The 17,688-nt window shown below is 71.3% G+C and carries 16 protein-coding genes; 5 read left to right on the top strand and 11 right to left on the bottom strand.

Translation table 11 applies throughout. From position 1 onward, the window contains the following. Window positions 1–185: 185 nt before the first annotated feature. Window positions 186–980: an EI24 domain-containing protein gene (locus tag AB0D18_RS00610; RefSeq protein ID WP_362410459.1), complete on the top strand. Its 795-nt coding sequence runs from the start codon at window positions 186–188 to the stop codon at window positions 978–980. Here the strand turns inward: AB0D18_RS00610 and AB0D18_RS00605 are convergent. Further along, window positions 964–1,755, bottom strand: a complete 792-nt coding sequence (locus AB0D18_RS00605) for a carbon-nitrogen hydrolase family protein (protein WP_362410456.1) — start codon at window positions 1,753–1,755, stop codon at window positions 964–966. The two genes, AB0D18_RS00610 and AB0D18_RS00605, sit on opposite strands and share 17 nt — an antisense overlap. Window positions 1,756–1,823: 68 nt before the next feature. On the opposite strand from AB0D18_RS00605, the gene AB0D18_RS00600 reads away from it, so the two are divergent. After that, window positions 1,824–2,432 carry a LysE family transporter gene (locus AB0D18_RS00600; protein WP_362410453.1) on the top strand — a complete coding sequence of 203 codons (609 nt, stop codon included), beginning with the start codon at window positions 1,824–1,826 and terminating at the stop codon, window positions 2,430–2,432. Between the two features lie 93 nt (window positions 2,433–2,525). On the opposite strand, the gene AB0D18_RS00595 is transcribed toward AB0D18_RS00600, so the two are convergent. Then, a complete protein-coding gene (locus AB0D18_RS00595; protein ID WP_362410450.1) occupies window positions 2,526–3,971 on the bottom strand; it encodes a pyroglutamyl peptidase in 1,446 nt (481 codons plus the stop codon). 28 nt (window positions 3,972–3,999) lie between these two features. Continuing rightward, window positions 4,000–4,575, bottom strand: a complete 576-nt coding sequence (locus AB0D18_RS00590; protein WP_362410447.1) for a TetR/AcrR family transcriptional regulator — start codon at window positions 4,573–4,575, stop codon at window positions 4,000–4,002. 234 nt (window positions 4,576–4,809) lie between these two features. Here AB0D18_RS00590 and AB0D18_RS00585 point away from each other — a divergent pair, with 234 nt between their 5' ends. Continuing rightward, window positions 4,810–7,236 carry a glycoside hydrolase family 3 C-terminal domain-containing protein gene (locus tag AB0D18_RS00585; protein ID WP_362412058.1) on the top strand — a complete coding sequence of 809 codons (2,427 nt, stop codon included), beginning with the start codon at window positions 4,810–4,812 and terminating at the stop codon, window positions 7,234–7,236. A 223-nt stretch (window positions 7,237–7,459) separates the two neighbouring features. Here the strand turns inward: AB0D18_RS00585 and AB0D18_RS00580 are convergent, their stop codons facing one another. Continuing rightward, entirely contained in the window at window positions 7,460–8,383 is a 924-nt protein-coding gene (locus AB0D18_RS00580) for an SGNH/GDSL hydrolase family protein (RefSeq protein WP_362410444.1), read from the bottom strand. Window positions 8,384–8,749: 366 nt separating this feature from the next. Here AB0D18_RS00580 and AB0D18_RS00575 point away from each other — a divergent pair, with 366 nt between their 5' ends. Further along, a complete protein-coding gene (locus AB0D18_RS00575) occupies window positions 8,750–9,244 on the top strand; it encodes a DUF3145 domain-containing protein (protein ID WP_362410441.1) in 495 nt (164 codons plus the stop codon). Window positions 9,245–9,376: 132 nt separating this feature from the next. Here AB0D18_RS00575 and fabF read toward each other — a convergent pair whose 3' ends face one another. From fabF to AB0D18_RS00550, 5 genes are all read right to left on the bottom strand, one after another. Beyond that, entirely contained in the window at window positions 9,377–10,645 is a 1,269-nt protein-coding gene (fabF, locus tag AB0D18_RS00570) for a beta-ketoacyl-ACP synthase II (RefSeq protein ID WP_362410438.1), read from the bottom strand. A gap of 79 nt (window positions 10,646–10,724) precedes the next feature. Continuing rightward, window positions 10,725–10,973 (bottom strand): acyl carrier protein, encoded by a 249-nt coding sequence (locus tag AB0D18_RS00565; RefSeq protein ID WP_362410435.1) that lies wholly within the window; start codon window positions 10,971–10,973, stop codon window positions 10,725–10,727. Window positions 10,974–11,049: 76 nt separating this feature from the next. Beyond that, complete coding sequence (locus AB0D18_RS00560; protein WP_362410432.1) at window positions 11,050–12,081, bottom strand: ketoacyl-ACP synthase III; 1,032 nt, start codon at window positions 12,079–12,081, stop codon at window positions 11,050–11,052. Window positions 12,082–12,093: 12 nt separating this feature from the next. Then, the gene (locus AB0D18_RS00555) at window positions 12,094–13,014 is read right to left on the bottom strand and encodes an ACP S-malonyltransferase (protein ID WP_362410429.1); all 921 of its coding nucleotides are present in this window, start codon (window positions 13,012–13,014) and stop codon (window positions 12,094–12,096) included. An 89-nt stretch (window positions 13,015–13,103) separates the two neighbouring features. Beyond that, window positions 13,104–14,288, bottom strand: coding sequence for a helix-turn-helix domain-containing protein (locus AB0D18_RS00550; protein WP_362412055.1), 1,185 nt, complete (start codon window positions 14,286–14,288; stop codon window positions 13,104–13,106). 110 nt (window positions 14,289–14,398) lie between these two features. Between AB0D18_RS00550 and AB0D18_RS00545 the strand changes: the two genes are divergently transcribed. Continuing rightward, window positions 14,399–15,055: a pirin family protein gene (locus AB0D18_RS00545; protein ID WP_362410426.1), complete on the top strand. Its 657-nt coding sequence runs from the start codon at window positions 14,399–14,401 to the stop codon at window positions 15,053–15,055. A 53-nt stretch (window positions 15,056–15,108) separates the two neighbouring features. Here the strand turns inward: AB0D18_RS00545 and AB0D18_RS00540 are convergent, their stop codons facing one another. Both AB0D18_RS00540 and AB0D18_RS00535 read right to left on the bottom strand, forming a co-directional pair. Beyond that, entirely contained in the window at window positions 15,109–16,986 is a 1,878-nt protein-coding gene (locus tag AB0D18_RS00540; protein ID WP_362412052.1) for a protein kinase, read from the bottom strand. Between the two features lie 219 nt (window positions 16,987–17,205). Beyond that, complete coding sequence (locus tag AB0D18_RS00535) at window positions 17,206–17,676, bottom strand: hypothetical protein (protein ID WP_362410423.1); 471 nt, start codon at window positions 17,674–17,676, stop codon at window positions 17,206–17,208. Between the last annotated feature and the right edge of the window lie 12 nt (window positions 17,677–17,688).

Genomic DNA, 17,688 nt, shown 5'->3' with positions numbered 1-17,688 from the left:
ACGCCCTGTGCACCGGCCTGTTCCACGGATTCTTGCCGGTCCGGCCGGCCCCGGCTGCTGAGCGGCGCCAGGCCGGGCCCCGCCGAACAAGGTCGCCACCATGCCGAACGCCTGCTGGACACCGCCCTCCGCGAGTGACCGGGCCCGCAGGAAGAGCCGTGGGTGCGCCCCATAGAGTTGCGGCCATGAGCGATCTCGGGGTGGGTTTCAAGTACTTGGCCAAGGGCCAGCGGTGGATGGCGCAGCACGGCCGCAGCTACGGTCTTGGCCTGGTGCCCGGTCTCGTCACGCTCGTGCTGTACGCCGCCGCACTGTTCGGCCTCATCGCCTGGTCGGACGACTTCGTCGCGTGGGCGACCCCGTTCGCGGACGGGTGGGGCGAGACCTGGCTGACGATCTTCCGGGGCCTGCTGCGCGTCCTGCTCTTCGCGCTGGCACTGTTCCTCGCCGTGATCACCTTCACCGCGGTGACCCTGCTGGTGGGGCAGCCGTTCTACGAGGCGCTGTCGGAGCGCGTGGACAAGTCCCGCTCGCCCGACGGCACCGCCCCCGAGTCAGGCCTCCCGCTGGTGCGCGAGCTGTGGATCTCGGCCCGTGACAGCGTCCGCGTCCTGCTGCGCGTCCTGTTCTACGGGATCATCCTCTTCGCCTGCGGCTTCATTCCGGTGATCGGGCAGACCGTCGTGCCCGTCCTCGGCTTCTGCGTGTCCGGCTACTTCCTCACGGAGGAGCTGACTGCCGTCGCCCTCCAGCGCCGTGGCATCGAACTCAAGGAGCGCCTCGCCCTGTTGCGGAGCCGCCGTTCGCTGGTGCTCGGTTTCGGGGTGCCGCTGACCCTCGCCTACCTGGTGCCGTTCGTGGCGGTGTTCCTGATGCCGGGCGCGGTCGCCGGTGCGACGCTGATGGCCCGCGACCTGCTCGACGAGCCGTCCGTGGACGACGAGAGCGACGACGGCGCGCCGGTCATCGCAGGTCAGTAGGCAGGTCAGTAAGCATGTCGGTAGGCAGGCCGGTAGGCAGGCCGGTAGGCAGGTCGGTAAGCCGGTCGGTGAGGGGTACGTCGGCGAGCGCGAGGCCCGGCGTTTTCGCGTCGGCCCGCGCCAGCAACGTACCGTCGGGGCCCCACACCGCACTGCGTCCGCACGTGTCGTACGGGCCGGCCTGCCCGACGTGGTTCGCCAGGGCCACGTACAGGCCGAAGTCCTTCGCGAGGGCGGGGTAAACGGCGTCGATCTCGCGCTCGCCGTTGCCCCGCCCGTACAGCGAACTCGCCAGGTAGACCGTGCAGTTGTCGGCCGCGACGCGCTCCGCGATCTCCGGGAAGTGGTTGTCGAAGCAGGTGGCGAGGGCGAAGCGGACGCCGTCCAGCTCGAAGCGGCCGTCACCGGTGCCCGCGCGGAAGACCTCGTCCTCACCCGTGTGCAGGTGCTGCTTCGCGTACCGGGTCAGCAGCTCTCCGTCCGGCCCGTACACGTACGACATGAGCAGGCCGTCGGCCGCGCAGTTCACCACGGCTGCGGTCCCGGCCGTCCGGCAGGCGTCCCGTACCGGGTCCAGGCGCGGGTCGTCGGGGGCCGTCCACAGCGTGGGGTCGGCGGCCAGGGATGCCAGCTCGTAGCCGGGCAGGGCCAGTTCGGGGAAGGTGACGATCCGCGCTCCGGCCGCCCCCGCTTCCCCTACGAGATCCGCCAGGACGGCGGCGTTCCCCGTGACATCGGCGGGGCGGGACGTGAGCTGGGCGACGGCGATACGCATGGGATCACATTGTTCCAGCATCCGGAAAAGCCTTGATCGGCGGGGTGTTGGGGCGGACGATTCTCCTCATGACAGAAGTCCTCGCCGTCGCACTGATCACCGTCCTCGCCGTCATCAGCCCGGGTGCTGACTTCGCCATGGTCGTGCGCAACAGCTATCTGTACGGACGCACGACCGGCCTGCTCGGCGCCGCCGGAGTCGCGGCAGGAGTCCTCGTGCACGTCACGTACACCATGCTCGGCGTCGGTCTGCTGATCGCCTCGTCGACCGCCCTCTTCACGGCGATCAAGCTGCTCGGCGCGGCCTACCTCGTCTACATCGGGCTGCGCACCTTCTTCGCCCGCGCCGAACTCGCCGTCGACCTTGAGGACAAGCGGGAGCTGTCGCCGCTGGGGGCGATGCGGGCCGGCTTCCTCACCAACGTCCTCAACCCGAAGACGACCCTCTTCGTCGTGTCGACGTTCACGCAGGTCGTGGGCCCGGACACGGCGATCTGGCAGCAGGCGGGCTACGGCCTGTTCATGTCGGTGGCGCACTTCGGGTGGTTCGGCCTCGTCGCGCTCTTCTTCTCCGACAGCCGCCTGCGGAACGCGATGCTGCGCCGCCAGAAGGCGCTCAACCGGGGAATCGGGTCGGTGCTGGTGGGGCTGGGCGTGACACTGGGGTTCGCGCGCTGAGCCCACATGCAGGCTGAACCCCACCGGCCGGTGAGCCCCACCAGTCGCCTGAGCCCCACCAGTCGCCTAGCCCCACCAGCCGGTGGGTGGAGGCTACTCGGCCGTCGCCACCCTCAGGATCTCCCGGACCTGCGCGACGATGTCCGACCGGTTCTTCACGAACACCGGATCGGTGATCTCCGTGCTGTTCGTCTTGTCGAACTCCAGCACCGGCGTGTGCAGATGGCCGCCCGGGATCTTCAGGCCGAGCCGGTCGCGCAGCAGGGTCGCCCGGTAGGCGATCTCGTTGGAGAGGTAGTCGCCGCCGCCCCCGGACCGCGCCGCCGAGCCCGGCGTGGGCCCGTCCGGCCGCACCACGGGCCCGGTCCCGCCCGCCGGGATCTCCGTCACCGAGGTGTTGTCGTACACCGGGAACGGGCCCGTGCGCGCCGCGACGATGCGTGCGTACGGGAGGGACGTCCGCGTCCACTGGGGCTGCGAGGCGGGATCGGAGACGGGGACGGGCCCGGTCCGCCCGACGTTCAGGTTGTCGCCGAAGCCGCCCCGCCACGCCCCGTTGAACCGTTCGACGTCGAAGCGGCCCGCCCGGCCCTGGCTGATGGTAGTGAACAGGTCGACGTGGGGGAGGTGCGGGCGCAGTGCGCGCTCCACCTCGCCGGCGGCGAAGTCGTCCCAGCGGACCGGGAAGACGGCCGTCTCGATACGGGCGAGCCGTCCGTCGGCGGTACGGATCACGGTGCCGTCCAGTGCGAGGGCGGTGGCCCCCGACGGATTGCCTATCCGGATGTCGCGGTCCAGCGTGAACGGGTCGAAGCCCGTCACCAGCACCCGCTTCAGGCCCTTGGACCGGGCGTCGCGTTCGGCATCGCGTCCGGCGTCGCGTCCCGCGTCGTGTCCGGTGCTGTGTGCGGCGCCGGGCCCGGAGAAGCTGATGCTGTCCTGCCCCCGCGAGGACCGCTCCAGGCGTTCGACGAGGCGGTCCCTGTCCCGGTCGGAGAGCCTGAACTCCGGTGACCACGAGCGGAGTTCGCCGGTCATCGCCAGGCGCGCCCAGTACAGCGGGCGGTCGTCGCCCCGGCTCAGATCGCCGCGTGCGGGCCCCCGGCCCTGTGCCCGGTCCACCGCCCGCCGCCACAGCTTCGCCCCGTCCCCCGCGACGGCCCGCTCGGCCGCCCGGTAGGAACCGGCCCGCTGGAGCGTGCGGGCGAACTCCGGTGCCACCGCGTCGAATCCGCTGCGCCGCAGGATCTCCTGGGGCACGTCCCGGTCGAGGCGCTGCTCCTCGACGGTCGGGGCGCTCGCGGGGGCCACCGCGGCGACCGCGGGTCCGGCGTGCGCCGGGGTCTGGACGGCGAGGGTGGTCAGGGCGGTGGTGCAGGCGAGTGCGGAGAGCGTCAGGGCGGTGAACTTCCGCCGGGTACCTCGCGGGTGTGGGGATCGGCGCACGCCGGGTCCTTCCGTGGTCTCGGTTCCCGGGGTCGCCGGGCCGAAGGGCCCGCCCAGTATCGGAGCCGGGGCGGGGGTGGCGGAAGGGGTCATTGCGCCGAGTGTGCTGACAGGGGGGCCGTTACGGGTGCTGCTGCGGCTGCCGCAGCAGTGCCAGGAAGTCCCGGAACGCCCCGGGCATGTCCACCGACTCCGGGTCCAGCAGCCACTGGTACTGCAGCCCGTCCATCACCGCCACCAGCAGCACAGCCGCCTGTTCCGGGGTGAGCCCGCCCGGCAGTCGCTCCCCGAACTCGGCGCGCAGCGCCCCCGCCATGCCGCCGCGCACGGTCGCGTACCGGTGGGTGAAGAAGTCCCGGGCCGGGTGCCCGTCGGTGACACTCTCGCCGAGGAGGGCGGAGAAGGTCTGCACGAGGCCGGGGCGCATCGCGTTGTACTCGACCAGGGAGTCCATCAGGTCCAGCCGCCACGACCCGGGGCTGAGCGCCCCGCCCGTGTCCCACTGGTCGCGCTCCTCCAGCACGGCGACGAGCAGCGCCTCCTTGGTCGGGTAGTAGTGCAGCAGGCCCTGCTGGGTCAGGCCCACGCGCTCGGCGACCGAGGCCAGCGACGCCCCTCGGTAGCCGCGCTCGGCGATCACCTCGAAGGCGGCCCGCAGGATCTCCGCCCGCCGCTCCTCGCTCCTCGCCCTGGCCATGCCGCTTCCCCTTTCCCGGGTGATCTTGCGGTGATCTTGCTCTGTCAGGACGGTACGCCATGGCCAAATATAACGAAGAGATAACGAACCCTACCGAATTACAGGGAACCGGAGTAACTATGGGGCAACAGCAGATCTCAATGAGGAGGTACGGCCGTGGCAGGCGAGCCCACCACCCGGAACACCCGCGAGAACACGCGCACGAACAGCCGCGCGACCACCCCCGACGACCGGATCCGCGAGGACGTCGTCAGCGCCGCGCTCGGCAAGCTCGACCTCGACGCCAAGGCCCGCCTCCTGGCCGGCCGGGACATGTGGTCGCTTCCCGCACTCCCCGAGATCGGGCTCAAGTCGCTGGTCTTCTCCGACGGGCCGATCGGTGTCCGCGGCGTCCGCTGGACCGCCGACGACCCGTCGATCGCCCTCCCGTCCCCGACCGCGCTCGCCGCGACGTGGGACCCGGAGCTGGCCCGCCGGGCCGGCCGCCTCCTCGCCCAGGAGGCCCGCCGCAAGTCCGTGCACGTACTCCTCGCCCCGACCGTGAACCTGCACCGCTCGCCGCTCGGCGGCCGGCACTTCGAGGCGTACTCCGAGGACCCCTACCTCACCGGCCGGATCGGCTCCGGTTACGTGAACGGCGTCCAGGACGGCGGCGTCGGCACCACCGTCAAGCACTTCGTCGCCAACGACGCCGAGACCGACCGCTTCACCGTCAACAACGTCATCGCCCCGCGCCCGCTGCGCGAGCTCTATCTCGCCCCCTTCGAGGCGATCGTCGAGAACGCCCACCCGTGGGGCATCATGTGCGCCTACAACTCGGTCAACGGCACCACCATGTCGGAGCACCGCCACCTCCAGAACGAGGTGCTGCGCGCCGAGTGGGGCTTCGACGGCGCGATCGTCTCCGACTGGATGGCCGCCCGCTCCACCAAGGGCGACATCGAGGGCGGCCTCGACATCGCGATGCCGGGCCCGCAGACCGTGTACGGGGAGGCGCTCGCCGGGGCCGTCCGCGCGGGTGACGTCGAGGAGTCCGTGGTCGACGAGGCGGTACGCAACGTGCTGCGGCTCGCCGCCCGCGTCGGCATCCTGGACGGCGCCCCGGCGGTCGTCCCCGAGTCGGCTCTCCCCGCCACCGTCGACGGCCAGGCGGTCGCCCGCGAGGTGGCCCACCGCGGCTTCGTCCTCGTACGCAACGAGGGCGGGGCCCTGCCCATCGACCCGGCCCGCACCGGCACCGTGGCCCTCGTCGGAGCCGCCGCCCGCGACGCCCGCGTCCTCGGCGGCGGCTCCGCGACAGTCTTCCCGGAGCGCGTCGTCTCCCCGCTGGACGGCCTGCGCGAAGCCCTCCCCGCCGACGCCCTCACCTTCACGATCGGCGCCGACCCGAGCGACGAACTCGCCGTCGCCGACAAGGGATTCGAGCTGCGCGCGGTCTGCCGCGACGAGGCGGGCAACGTCGTCGGCGAGGGCTCCCTCCCGGGTGGCCAGGTCCAGTGGATCGGCGACGACCTCCCCGAGGGCGTCACCCACGAGAACCTGCACAGCATCGAGGTCACCGGCACCTTCACGCCGCGCGAGGACGGCGTACACGTCTTCGGCACGCGCGGCCTGGGGGCGTACACCCTCAAGGTCGCGGGCGAGACCCTCTTCGACGGCGTCCAGCGGATGAGCGAGGGCGCGGACCCCTTCGAGGCGTTCTTCGGTGCACCGCAGGAGCGTGGCCGGGCGACGCTGACCGGGGGCGAGCCGGTGCCGGTCTCCCTCACCCACACGCTCGCCAGGCACGCCGGTGCGCCGATCCAGGCCGTGATGTTCGCGCTCACCCACCTCGGCCCGCAGCGCGACGCGGACGAGCTGATCGCGGAGGCGGTGGAGGCGGCCCGTACGGCCGACACGGCGGTGGTCGTGGTCGCCACGACGGACCGCGTCGAGTCCGAGGGCTTCGACCGCAAGGACCTCGAACTCCCCGGCCGCCAGAACGACTTGGTGTACGCGGTGGCCGCCGTCAATCCCCGCACGGTCGTCGTCGTCAACTCCGGCTCGCCGGTGGAGATGCCGTGGCGCGAGGAGGTCGCGGCGGTGCTCCTCACCTGGTTCCCGGGGCAGGAGGGGGGTGCGGCGCTGGCCGATGTGCTGCTGGGGGCCGAGGAGCCGGGCGGCCGCCTCCCGACCACTTGGCCGGTGTCCTTCGCGGACGTGCCGGTGACGGACGTCGTGCCGACGGAAGGTGAACTCCCTTACGCGGAGGGCGTCTTCATCGGCTACCGGGCCTGGGAGAAGGCGGGCGTGGCTCCTGCGTACTCCTTCGGGCACGGTCTCGGCTACACCACGTGGGAGTACGAGTCGGTCACGGTGGACGGGGAGACGGCGACGGTCCGCGTGCGCAACGTGGGGACGCGGCGTGGTCGCGAGGTCGTGCAGGTGTACGTCGCCCCCGTCGCAGATACGGCCGAGCGGCCGGCGCGGTGGCTGGCGGGGTTCGCGAGTGTGACGGCTGCCGCGGGTGAGACGGCCGAGGTCGCTCTTGAACTGCCGCGCAGGGCGTTCGAGATCTGGGACGAGACGGCGGGGGAGTGGGCGCTGGTGGAGGGCTCGTACGAGGTGGAGGTGGGACGGTCGATCGCGGACCGGAGGGTGGCGGTGGCGGTGCGGAGGTAGGCCGGTCGAGGGGGGTGCGCTCCGCGTGGGGGCCGCCCCCTTGCCCACCCGTCCCGCCCCCGGGGGGCGGCCCCGCTGCCCAAGAGGGCTAGCGGGCTAAGGCGGCTCGGGGCTAAGGGGCAGGCATTTAGGGGCGCGGGGAACTGCGCGATCAGCCACGACGCACCCGCACGACGACCCACCGGCCCGCCCCTCCCCGCCCCGTCCACCCACCCGCCCCGCGCTAGCGGCCCCCCACCACCCCCCGATAAGCCATCTCCGCCAGCCGCCCCTGCCCGTCCCTGCTCGGGTGGAACCAGTCCCACTGGCTCAACTGTGTTCCGGTGAAGGCGTAGTTGAAGACCGCACCCCCGTCGAACCGGCACTTCGTGTCCTTCGCGCACACGTCCGCGAGGACGCGGTTGTACGCCACCACCCGCTCCCGCACCGTGTCCCGCCGCTTCACCGCCCGCTCGTCCATCGCGTCCGCGTCGCCGAGCATCGACTGGCAGATCCCCAGCTTCCACACCTGCTTGCCGAGCGGATTGTCCCGCCCCTGCGACCACAGCCTGAACAGGTCGGGCACGCTCGCCACGTACACCTGCGTCTTCGGCAGTTCGGCCCGCAGCGTCCGCAGCGCCGACTCGAACGAGGTGCGGAAGTCCGCGACGGGCGTCATGTCCCGCACCGAGCTGCGGCACGCGTCGTTCGCGCCGGTCATCACCGTGACGAGTTCCGGCCGGTGCGCCACGGCCTGTTCCATCTGCTGCGGCAGGCCGGCGATGCGCGACCCGGACACCGCCAGGTTCCAGCTCCGCTCCACCGCCCCCTGTGCGCCCAGGAGCCGCCGCGCCAGACTGTTCACCGCCGCGTCCGTGCCGGTCGCCCAGGACACCTCCGGGCAGTCCGCCAGTACCGAACACGCGTCGAACCCGCGTGTTATCGAATCACCGACGGCAACGAGCGAGGCCGGCGAACGGTCCCACGTGGGAGTGGGTTTCGGCGTCGGGCGTCCCGCGGCCTTGGTCGCGGACCCCGAAGGCCCCTCCGTACCGTCCGTACTTCCAAAGCAGCCGGCCGCCCCGCCGAGCAACAGCACTGCCAGCGCCGCGGCCCCCGCCCGCGAACGACGGCTGCGCCCCCACCCGTTCCGACTGCTGTCCCGCATGCTCTGCTTCCCTCCGAAAAGCCCGGAAACCCCGGTATTTCCCCGCTCTCGGACCGACAGTACGTCACACCCCGGCGCACGCCGCACGGTAGCTTTTCCCCACGGCGCCACCGCGGCAGGCAATGCGGCAGGCAAGGCAGCAGGCAATGCGGCAGCACGGCAGCGCCCCACCCCCGGTGCCCCGTTCCAGAGGTATCGGCAAATTACATGACGTCACATACTGTCCCTTTTCAGGAGATTCACTCCCGATGCTGTTTACTGTTGACAACCTCGGGAGCCGGCCAGGCGCGTCACCTCGACCGAATGGCCAGGGAGCACGAGGCCGCAGGTGTTGGCGAACCTCGACCCACACAGCAGGAGGTCCCGGTGACGACACGTGGAGTTCTCTACGTCCACTCCGCACCACGCGCGATGTGCCCCCACGTCGAATGGGCGGTGGGCTCCGTACTCGGTGTGCGCGTCGGTCTCGACTGGATCAGGCAGCCGGCCGCGCCCGGCACCTGGAGATCCGAATTCTCCTGGCAGGGCAAGGTGGGAACGGCCTCCAAGCTGGCCTCCGCCCTGCGCGGCTGGGACATGCTGCGCTTCGAAGTGACCGCGGAGCCCTGCCCCACGGCGGAGGGCGAGCGCTACAGCTCCACCCCGGCGCTCGGCATCTTCCACGCCGTGACCGGAATGCACGGCGACATCCTCGTCCCCGAGGACCGGCTGCGCGCGGCGCTCGCGCGCTCCGTACGCGGTGAGAGCGATCTGGAGGCGGAGGTCTCCAAGTTGCTCGGCAAGCCGTGGGACGACGAGCTCGAACCCTTCCGGTACGCGGGTGAAGGAGCCCCCGTGCGCTGGCTCCACCAGGTCGTCTAGGCAGGCTGCGGGGGCAGTCTTCTAGGGGCGCGGGGAACTGCGCGACCAGCCACGACGCACCCGCGCGTCAACACAAGCAGATGAGGCCCGCCTCCGGAAACCGGGGGCGGGCCTCATCTGCCGTACGAAAGATCAGACCGTCCGGAACGCCAGCACCACATTGTGGCCGCCGAAGCCGAACGAGTTGTTGATCGCCGCGATCGTCCCCTCCGCCGGAAGCGCACGCGGCTTGTCGCGAACGATGTCCGCCTCCGCCGCCTCCGGGTCGAGGTTGTCGACGTTGATGGTCGGCGGGGCCGTCCGGTGGTACAGGGCGAGGACGGTGGCGACCGTCTCGATGCCGCCCGCACCGCCCAGCAGGTGACCGGTCATGGACTTGGTGGCGGAGACCGCAACGTGGTCCAGGTCGTCGCCCAGCACCTTGCGCAGCGCCTTGATCTCGGCGACGTCGCCCTGCGGGGTGGACGTCGCGTGCGCGTTGAGGTGCATGATCTCGGACGGGGCGAGGCCCGTCGCGTCCAGCAGCTGCTGGAGGGCGGCGGCGATGCCGCGGCCCGTCGGCTCCGGCTGCGCGATGTGGTGGGCGTCCGAGGACAGGCCCTGGCCGACGGCCTCGCAGTAGACCCTGGCGCCGCGTGCGGCGGCGTGCTCCGCGGACTCCAGGACGACGATGCCGGCGCCCTCGCCGAGGACGAAGCCGTCCCGGCCGGTGTCGTACGGACGCGAGGCCTTCTCGGGCTCGTCGTTGCTCTTCGACATCGCCATCATGTTGGCGAAGGCGGCGATCGGAAGAGGGTGGATGGTGGCTTCCGTACCACCGGCGATGACGACGTCCGCGCGGCCGGAGCGGATCATCTCGATCGCGTAGCCGACGGCCTCGGCACCCGAGGCGCACGCGCTGACCACGGAGTGCACGCCCGCCTGGGCGCCCATCTCCAGGCCGACGTTGGCCGAGGGGCCGTTCGGCATGAGCATGGGAACGGTGTGCGGGGAGACGCGGCGTACGCCCTTCTCCTTCAGCACGTCGTACTGGTCGAGCAGAGTGGTGATGCCGCCGATGCCGGAGGAGACGACCGCGCCGAGGCGCTCGGGGGTGATGTTCTCGTCCTCACCGGCCTTCGCGGTGAAACCGGCGTCGGCCCACGCCTCGCGGGCCGCGATGATCGCGAACTGCGCGGAGCGGTCCAGCTTGCGGGCGAGCGGGCGCGGCAGGACCTCGGACGGGTCCACCGCCGCCTGCGCGGCGATGCGCACGGGCAGCTCGGCGAAGCGCTCGCCCTCCAGGGGGCTGACGCCGGACCGGCCGGCCAGCAGACCTTCCCAGGTCGATGCGGCGTCGCCACCCAGCGGGGTTGTTGCGCCGATACCGGTGACGACCACGGTGCGATTGGTCGGGCTCACAGGAATTCTTTCTCCACGTGTAGAGGGGGAATTTTTCACGGCGCCACCGCCGGGTGGCGAGACAGCGCTACAGGCCTGGTCAGGCCTGGTGCTTCAGGATGTAGTTGGCGGCGTCGCCGACCGTCTTGAGGTTCTTGACGTCCTCGTCGGGGATCTTCACGTCGAAGCGCTCTTCAGCGGCGACGACGACCTCGACCATGGACAGCGAGTCGACGTCCAGGTCGTCGGTGAAGGACTTGTCCAGCTGGACGTCCTCCTGCGGGATGCCCGCGATCTCGTTGACGATCTCGGCGAGACCTTCGACGATCTGCTCCAGAGTGGCGGCCATGGTGGCGCTCCTTCGGTATGTGTGAATCAGAGGGTAAAGAGGTGCGGACGGTGTCGGTTATGAAGCGACACGTGCCCTAGGGGAGGGTAACGACCGTAGCGGCGTACACGAGACCCGCCCCGAAGCCGATGACGAGGGCGGTGTCCCCGCTCTTCGCCTGACCGGTCGCCAGGAGCCGCTCCATCGCGAGCGGGATCGAGGCGGCCGAGGTGTTGCCGGTGGTTTCGATGTCACGGGCGACCGTGACGTGCTCCGGCAGCTTGAGAGTCTTCACCATCGAGTCGATGATCCGCATGTTGGCCTGGTGCGGAATGAAGACGTCCAGGTCGTCGGCGGAGATCCCGGCCGCGTCCAGCGCCTGCTGGGCGACCTTCGCCATCTCGAAGACGGCCCAGCGGAACACCGCCTGGCCCTCCTGCGTAATGGCCGGGAACTTGATCTCACCGGCGCTGTCCAGCGGCAGCTCGGAGACGTCGCCGACGTGGAACCTGTCCCAGGAGACCGTCTGCTTGATCGTCTCGGACTTGTCGCCCTCGGAACCCCACACGGTCGGGCCGATGTGCGGCTCCTGGGAGGGGCCCACGACGACCGCGCCCGCACCGTCACCGAACAGGAAGGCCGTCGCGCGGTCCTCCAGGTCGGTCAGGTCACTGAGCCGCTCCACGCCGATGACCAGCACGTACTCGGCAGAACCCTCGACGACCATGCCCTTGGCGAGGGTCAGGCCGTAGCCGAAGCCCGCGCACCCTGCGGAGATGTCGAAGGCGGCCGGCCGGCCCGCGCCGATCTTGTGCGCGATCTCCGTCGCGACGGCCGGGGTCTGCTTGAAGTGCGAGACGGTGGAGACGATGACTGCGCCGATCTGCTCGGGAGAGATCCCGGCGTCGGCGATCGCCTTCCCCGAGGCCTCGATCGACATCATCGCCACGGACTCCTCGTCGGAGGCCCAGTGGCGGGTGGCGATGCCGGAGCGCGAGCGGATCCACTCGTCGGACGAGTCGATCTTTTCGAGGATCACCTCGTTGGGCACGACCCGGGTGGGACGGTAGCCGCCGACACCGAGGATGCGTGCGTACGGAGCGCCCTTGCTGGGCTTGATCTTCGACATGCTGCTCGCTCCTTACGCGCCCGCGTGCTCGGCGAGGAGCGCGCGGGCCGCGTCGAGGTCGTCGGGGGTCTTGAGCGCGAGGGTCTTGACGCCCGGCATGGCGCGCTTGGCCAGCCCGACCAGCGTGCCGCCGGGGCAGACCTCGATCATCGCGGTCGCACCCAGCTCCTGGAAGGTCTCCATGCACAGGTCCCAGCGGACCGGGTTGGAGACCTGGCTGACCAGGCGCGAGACGACCTCGGCGCCGGCGGTGACCTGCTTGCCGTCGGCGTTCGAGACGTACGTCAGGGTGGGGTCGGAGACCTCCAGCTCCTGGGCGGCCTTGCCGAGTTCGGTGACCGCGGGGGCCATGTGCGAGGTGTGGAACGCACCCGCGACCTTCAGGGTCACGACGCGGCGCACCCCCTCCGGCTTGTCGGCCTCCAGTGCGGCGATCTGCTCGGCGGTGCCGGCGGCGACGATCTGGCCGGCGCCGTTCACGTTCGCCGGAGTCAGGCCGAGCCGCTCCAGGTGCGGGATCGTCACTTCGGGGTCGCCGCCGAGCAGGGCGGCCATGCCCGTCTCGGTGACGGCGGCGGCCTCCGCCATGCCGAGTCCACGCGTCCGTACGAAACGGAGCGCGGCCTCCTCGGCCAGTACGCCCGCGAACGCGGCGGCGGTGATCTCACCGACGCTGTGCCCGGCGACGGCGCCGGCGGAGGAGATGTCGCCGAGCGCGGACGCCGAGAGCAGACCGGCGGCGACCAGCAGCGGCTGGGCGACGGCGGTGTCACGGATGGCGTCGGCGTCGGCCTTCGTGCCGTAGTGGGCAAGGTCGAGCCCGATGGCGTCGGACCAGGCCGCGATGCGGTCGGCCGCACCGGGAAGGTCGAGCCAGGGAGTCAGGAAGCCGGGCGTCTGAGCGCCTTGGCCGGGAGCGACGAGTACGAGCACCCTCACACTCTCTCTTGTGGGCGGCGTCTTCTGCCCGTGGGGACTGGGACGAAGAACCGACGGGGGAATTGTTTGTATCCAACAAAAGTCTAGGACGGCGAGTCGCCGTCGGCCAGACGCCCCAGGATCAGGGCGATACGAAGTGTGAAGGCCGACCGGACGTCGGAGGGTGACCAGCCGGTGACGTCTGTCACACGTCGCAGCCGGTAGCGCACGGTATTGGGGTGCACGAAGAGCATCCGCGCCGCCCCTTCGAGACTGGACGCCTGCTCCAGATACACGCTCAGTGTCTCCAGGAGCGCCGACCCGGCCTCCTCCAGCGGTCTGTAGATCTCCTCCACCAACTGGTCCCTGGCAGCAGGGTCGGAGGCGATCGCCCGCTCCGGCAGCAGATCGTCCGCCAGAACGGGCCGCGGGGCGTCCTGCCAGGCGGTGCACGCCTTGAGCCCGGCGGCCGCCGCCTGCGCGGACTTCGTCGCCGCGAGGAGGTCCGGCACGATCGGTCCCGCGACCACGGGCCCGGCCGCGTAAGGGCCGATCAGCGCCTTCGCGACGTGCAGCGGATTGTCGTTGCCGCCCGCGATGACGACCAGACGCGAACCGAGCACCCCGGTCAGCACCTGCAGCTTCGCGTGCCGGGCGGCCCGCCGGATCGCCTCCACCGTCAGCTCGGAGTCGCCGTCGGGGGCGGTGCCCAGGACCACACAGACGTGCTCCGGCGAATTCCAGCCGAGGGCGGCGGCCCGGGACACGGCCCCCTCGTCGGCCTCGCCGGACAGCACGGCGTTCACGACGAGCGATTCGAGACGGGCGTCCCAGGCCCCGCGTGCCTCCGCCGCCTGCGCGTACACCTGGGCGGTCGCGAAGGCGATCTCCCGCGCGTAGACGAGCAGCGCCTCCCGCAGCACCGACTCGTCGCCGGGGGCGGCGACCTCCTCGATCGCCGACTCCATGACCTCGATCGTCGTACGCACCATCTCGACGGTCTGCCGCAGGGTGATCGCCCGCGTCAGCTCGCGCGGCGCGGTCCCGAAGACGTCCGTCGAAATCGCCTGCGGGGTCTCCGGATGCCGGAACCACTCGGTGAACGCCGCGATACCCGCCTGGGCGACCAGACCGATCCACGACCGGTTCTCGGGCGGCATCGCCCGGTACCAGGGCAGCGTCGCGTCCATCCGCGCGATGGCGCTCGCGGCGAGACTGCCGGCGGAGCGCTCCAGACGCTTGAGAGTCGCGGAGTGCGGGTGGGAGGAGTGCGGGTGGGGAGAGGGCACTACGGACTCGGGCTGCTGCTCGGGCTGCTGGTCTGGATCGGGTCGGGGCACGGGGACAAGACTGCCTTATCCGGCGGCCGGCCCCATGTGCCGGGGCTACCGTGGTCCCCGTGATCTCCATGCGACGCTCCGCGGACCGCTACCGCGGCGGTGACCAGGCCACCGGCATCGAGTCCCTGCACGCCTTCTCCTTCGGCCACTTCTACGACCCGGACAACCTCCGCTTCGGGCCCTTCCTGGCCTGCAACGAGGAGCGCCTCGCCCCCGGCGCGGGCTTCGACGAGCACCCGCACAGCCACACCGAGATCGTCACCTGGGTGGTCGAGGGCGAGTTGACGCACCTCGACTCCGCGGGTCACGCCACGGTCGTACGCCCCGGAGACGTCCAGCACCTGAGCGCGGCGGACGGGGTGCGGCACGTCGAGCGCAACGCGGGGGACGTGCCGCTCGTCTTCGTCCAGATGTGGCTGGCCCCGCTCGCCCCGGGCGGCGACCCCGCGTACGAGCTGGTACGACGGATCGACGACGCCACCCCGTACGAAGTGCCGGCGGCCGGTGCGGTGCTCCGGGTGCGACGGCTGGCGGCGGGCGAGCGGGCGGCGCTGCCGGAGACCTCGTACGTCCATGTCGTACGAGGCCAACTGGCCTGCGGCGGCGAGGAGTTGGGGCCGGGGGACTCGGTGCGGACGGGCGGGGAGGCGGGCCTGGAGCTTGCCGCCTGCGCGCCGTCGGAGGTGCTGGTGTGGGAGATCCTCGGGGGCCGGTAGCCAGGTGGCCGGCAGCCGGCTGACCAGTAGCCGGTTGGCCGGCGGCAGGGCGGCTAGTAGCCGGAGCCGGCGGGCTCCTCGGCGTTGCGCCACAGCGTGAGGTCCAGGGTGACGTAGTCGCTGGGGTCGGAGGCGGAGGACCTGCCGCGGAAGGTGACCAGGCCGATGTGGCCCGACTCCGTGTGCACGCAGATCTGCGAACCGGAGGAGACCTGGCTGATCGTGAGGCGCTCGGTGAAGCGGGTCTCGTTGCGGCAGGTCTGCAGGGAACCCTTCTGGGAGTTGTTCAGCAGGGAGATCTTCTCGCCGTGGCTGCCCAGGTAGCGCTCCGAGCTCCAGTAGTAGAAGTCCGAGTCGTCCTCGTAGGCGGCGTCGCTGGAGCTGATCGGCTTGGGCGGGGAGTCGGAGAACCGGAGGTAGTAGTTCTTCGTCAGGTTCACGCCCTTGTACGTGACGGGCTTGGGGTCGGGGCGGGACTTGCTGTTGCTGCCGGCGGAACCCGAGGCCGAGGCACTGCTGCGCCGGTCCTTCTTGGCGGCGTCGGTCGCCAGGTTGGCGAGGTACGCGGCGCAGCCGCCGACGGGGAGCAGGACCGCCGCGATGACGATGAGCGCGATGGCCCCGCCGCCCATCTTCTTCTTGGGCGGGGGCTGCGGCGCCCAGCCGGGCTGGGGCTGCATCGGGTAGGGCGCGGCGTGCAGGCTGTGCGGCGGGGGCGCGGTGGGGTGCTGGCCGGGGTACGTACCGGGGTAGGTGGGTCCGCCCGGCTGCGGGGCCTGGTTCTGCGCCGGGTACGAGCCGGGGTACGGGGGCGGGGTGTGCGCGGCCGCGGCCGTCGGGTGGTGGGCGAGGCCGGGCGGGGCCGGGGGAGCGGCGGGGGCCGCCGGAGCCGCAGCCGGAGGCGTCGCTTGTGACGCGGCCACAGGGGTACGGAGATCACCGGGGGCGGTCGGCGCGCTCGCCGCGGACGACGGCGACCCGTCGGGGCTCTCGGCCTTCGCCGACATCGACGTCAGCATCTGAGCCGAGGCCCTCGTCCGCATCTCGATGTCCTCTGACATCCGCTCCGGCAGCCAACTCCCGCGCTGACTCAGCGGAGTTGAGGACGCGGCCCGGCACAGCTCGATGATCTCGGCGGGCTCAGGGCGCTGCGCCGGGTCCTTCGCGAGACACCGCGCCAGGAACCCCAATTCCTCCGGCAGCCCGGTCAGATCGGGCTCCTCGTGCACGATCCGGTACAGCACGGCGTGCGAATTGCCCTCCCCGTACGCCGTGTTGCCGAGCGCCGCGTACACACCCACCTGCCCCAGCGCGAAGATGTCCGACGCCGGGCCGACCTCCTTGCCCGCCGCCTGCTCCGGCGACATGAACGCGGGGGTGCCGATCGTGACCCCGGTCCCCGTCAGCGCGGTCGCGTCAGCGGCCCGCGCGATCCCGAAGTCGATGACCCGGGGCCCGTCGGAAGCCAGCAGTACGTTCGCGGGCTTCAGGTCCCGGTGCACGATGCCCGCACTGTGGATGACCTTCAGCGCCTCCGCCATCCCGGCGAGCAGCCGCAGCACCGTCGCCGCCGGGAACTTCCCGTGCTCGGACACGGCCACGGCGAGCGAGGGCCCGGGAACGTACGCCGTAGCCAGCCAGGGCCGGCCGCCCTCGGTGTCGAAGTCGATGACGGGCGCGGTGTACAGCCCCTGCACCCGCTGCGCCGCCTGCACCTCCAGCCGGAACCGCTGGCGGAACCCGGGGTCCTCGCCCAGCTCCGGCCGGATCACCTTGACGGCGATCGGATGGCCGCCGGGCGTGTACGACAGGTACACCTGCCCCATCCCACCGGCCCCGAGCCGTGCCGCGATGCGGTAACTCGCCACCGTGCGGGGGTCGTTGTCCTCCAGCGGGTGGAACTGTCCGCCTGTCGCCGTACCCTCGTGCATCTTCTTTCCCACCCGTTGGACTGTGCGCCGGTTGTCGGGTGGGAGGGTATCCGAATCGTCGGCGGACGACGCCCACGAAGACACCTCGTGAGGTGCGGCCCGGTGACCGGCGCGGCCCGTGCCGTCGCGGACCGGGACCGCGTGGGCGAATCCGTCTGCCACCTCGACGCAGTCGCCGCCCGTGTTTCCGCTGCAACGCTGGGCGGAGGGCCAGGGGTCTCAGGGGGTGGGCGGTGGGGGTGAGTTCGTGGGTTCTGCGCCGTAGCACCGGGAGGCGACGACGACCTGGATCTCCGACCCGTACTCGCCGTCGGGCGGCCTGGTGAACAGGCGCAGGTCTGCGGACACCTGGCCGTCGCCGGAGTCGGCGATGATCTGGGGCGCGTTGGCCTGGCTGCCGTCCCGGCCGTCCTTGACGATTTTCCAGTTGTTTGCCGGTAGCTGCTTGCGCAGCCGGTCCATGGATTCCTTGAGTTGCTCTTCCGGTGCACCCCAGAAGAGCCAAGTGTGTTCCAAACGGAACGCGGGAGCATCGGCCGGATAGTCCGAGCAGGGCAGGCGCATCGGATAGGTCCGTTTCGTCTGGCCTTTCAGGCCGATGAACTTGAAGAGCTCGTTCGACGCGCCGGTGACACGCTTCTCCACGTCGGCTTCCGGGCGTACCGGGGCGGGGGTCTTCTCAGCGCTCACCTTCGAGCATCC

Source organism: Streptomyces sp. NPDC048442 (assembly GCF_040651475.1).
Taxonomy (GTDB): domain Bacteria; phylum Actinomycetota; class Actinomycetes; order Streptomycetales; family Streptomycetaceae; genus Streptomyces.
Note: the sequence above shows the minus strand (reverse complement) of the source record. Positions and strands in the feature narration are given on the sequence as shown.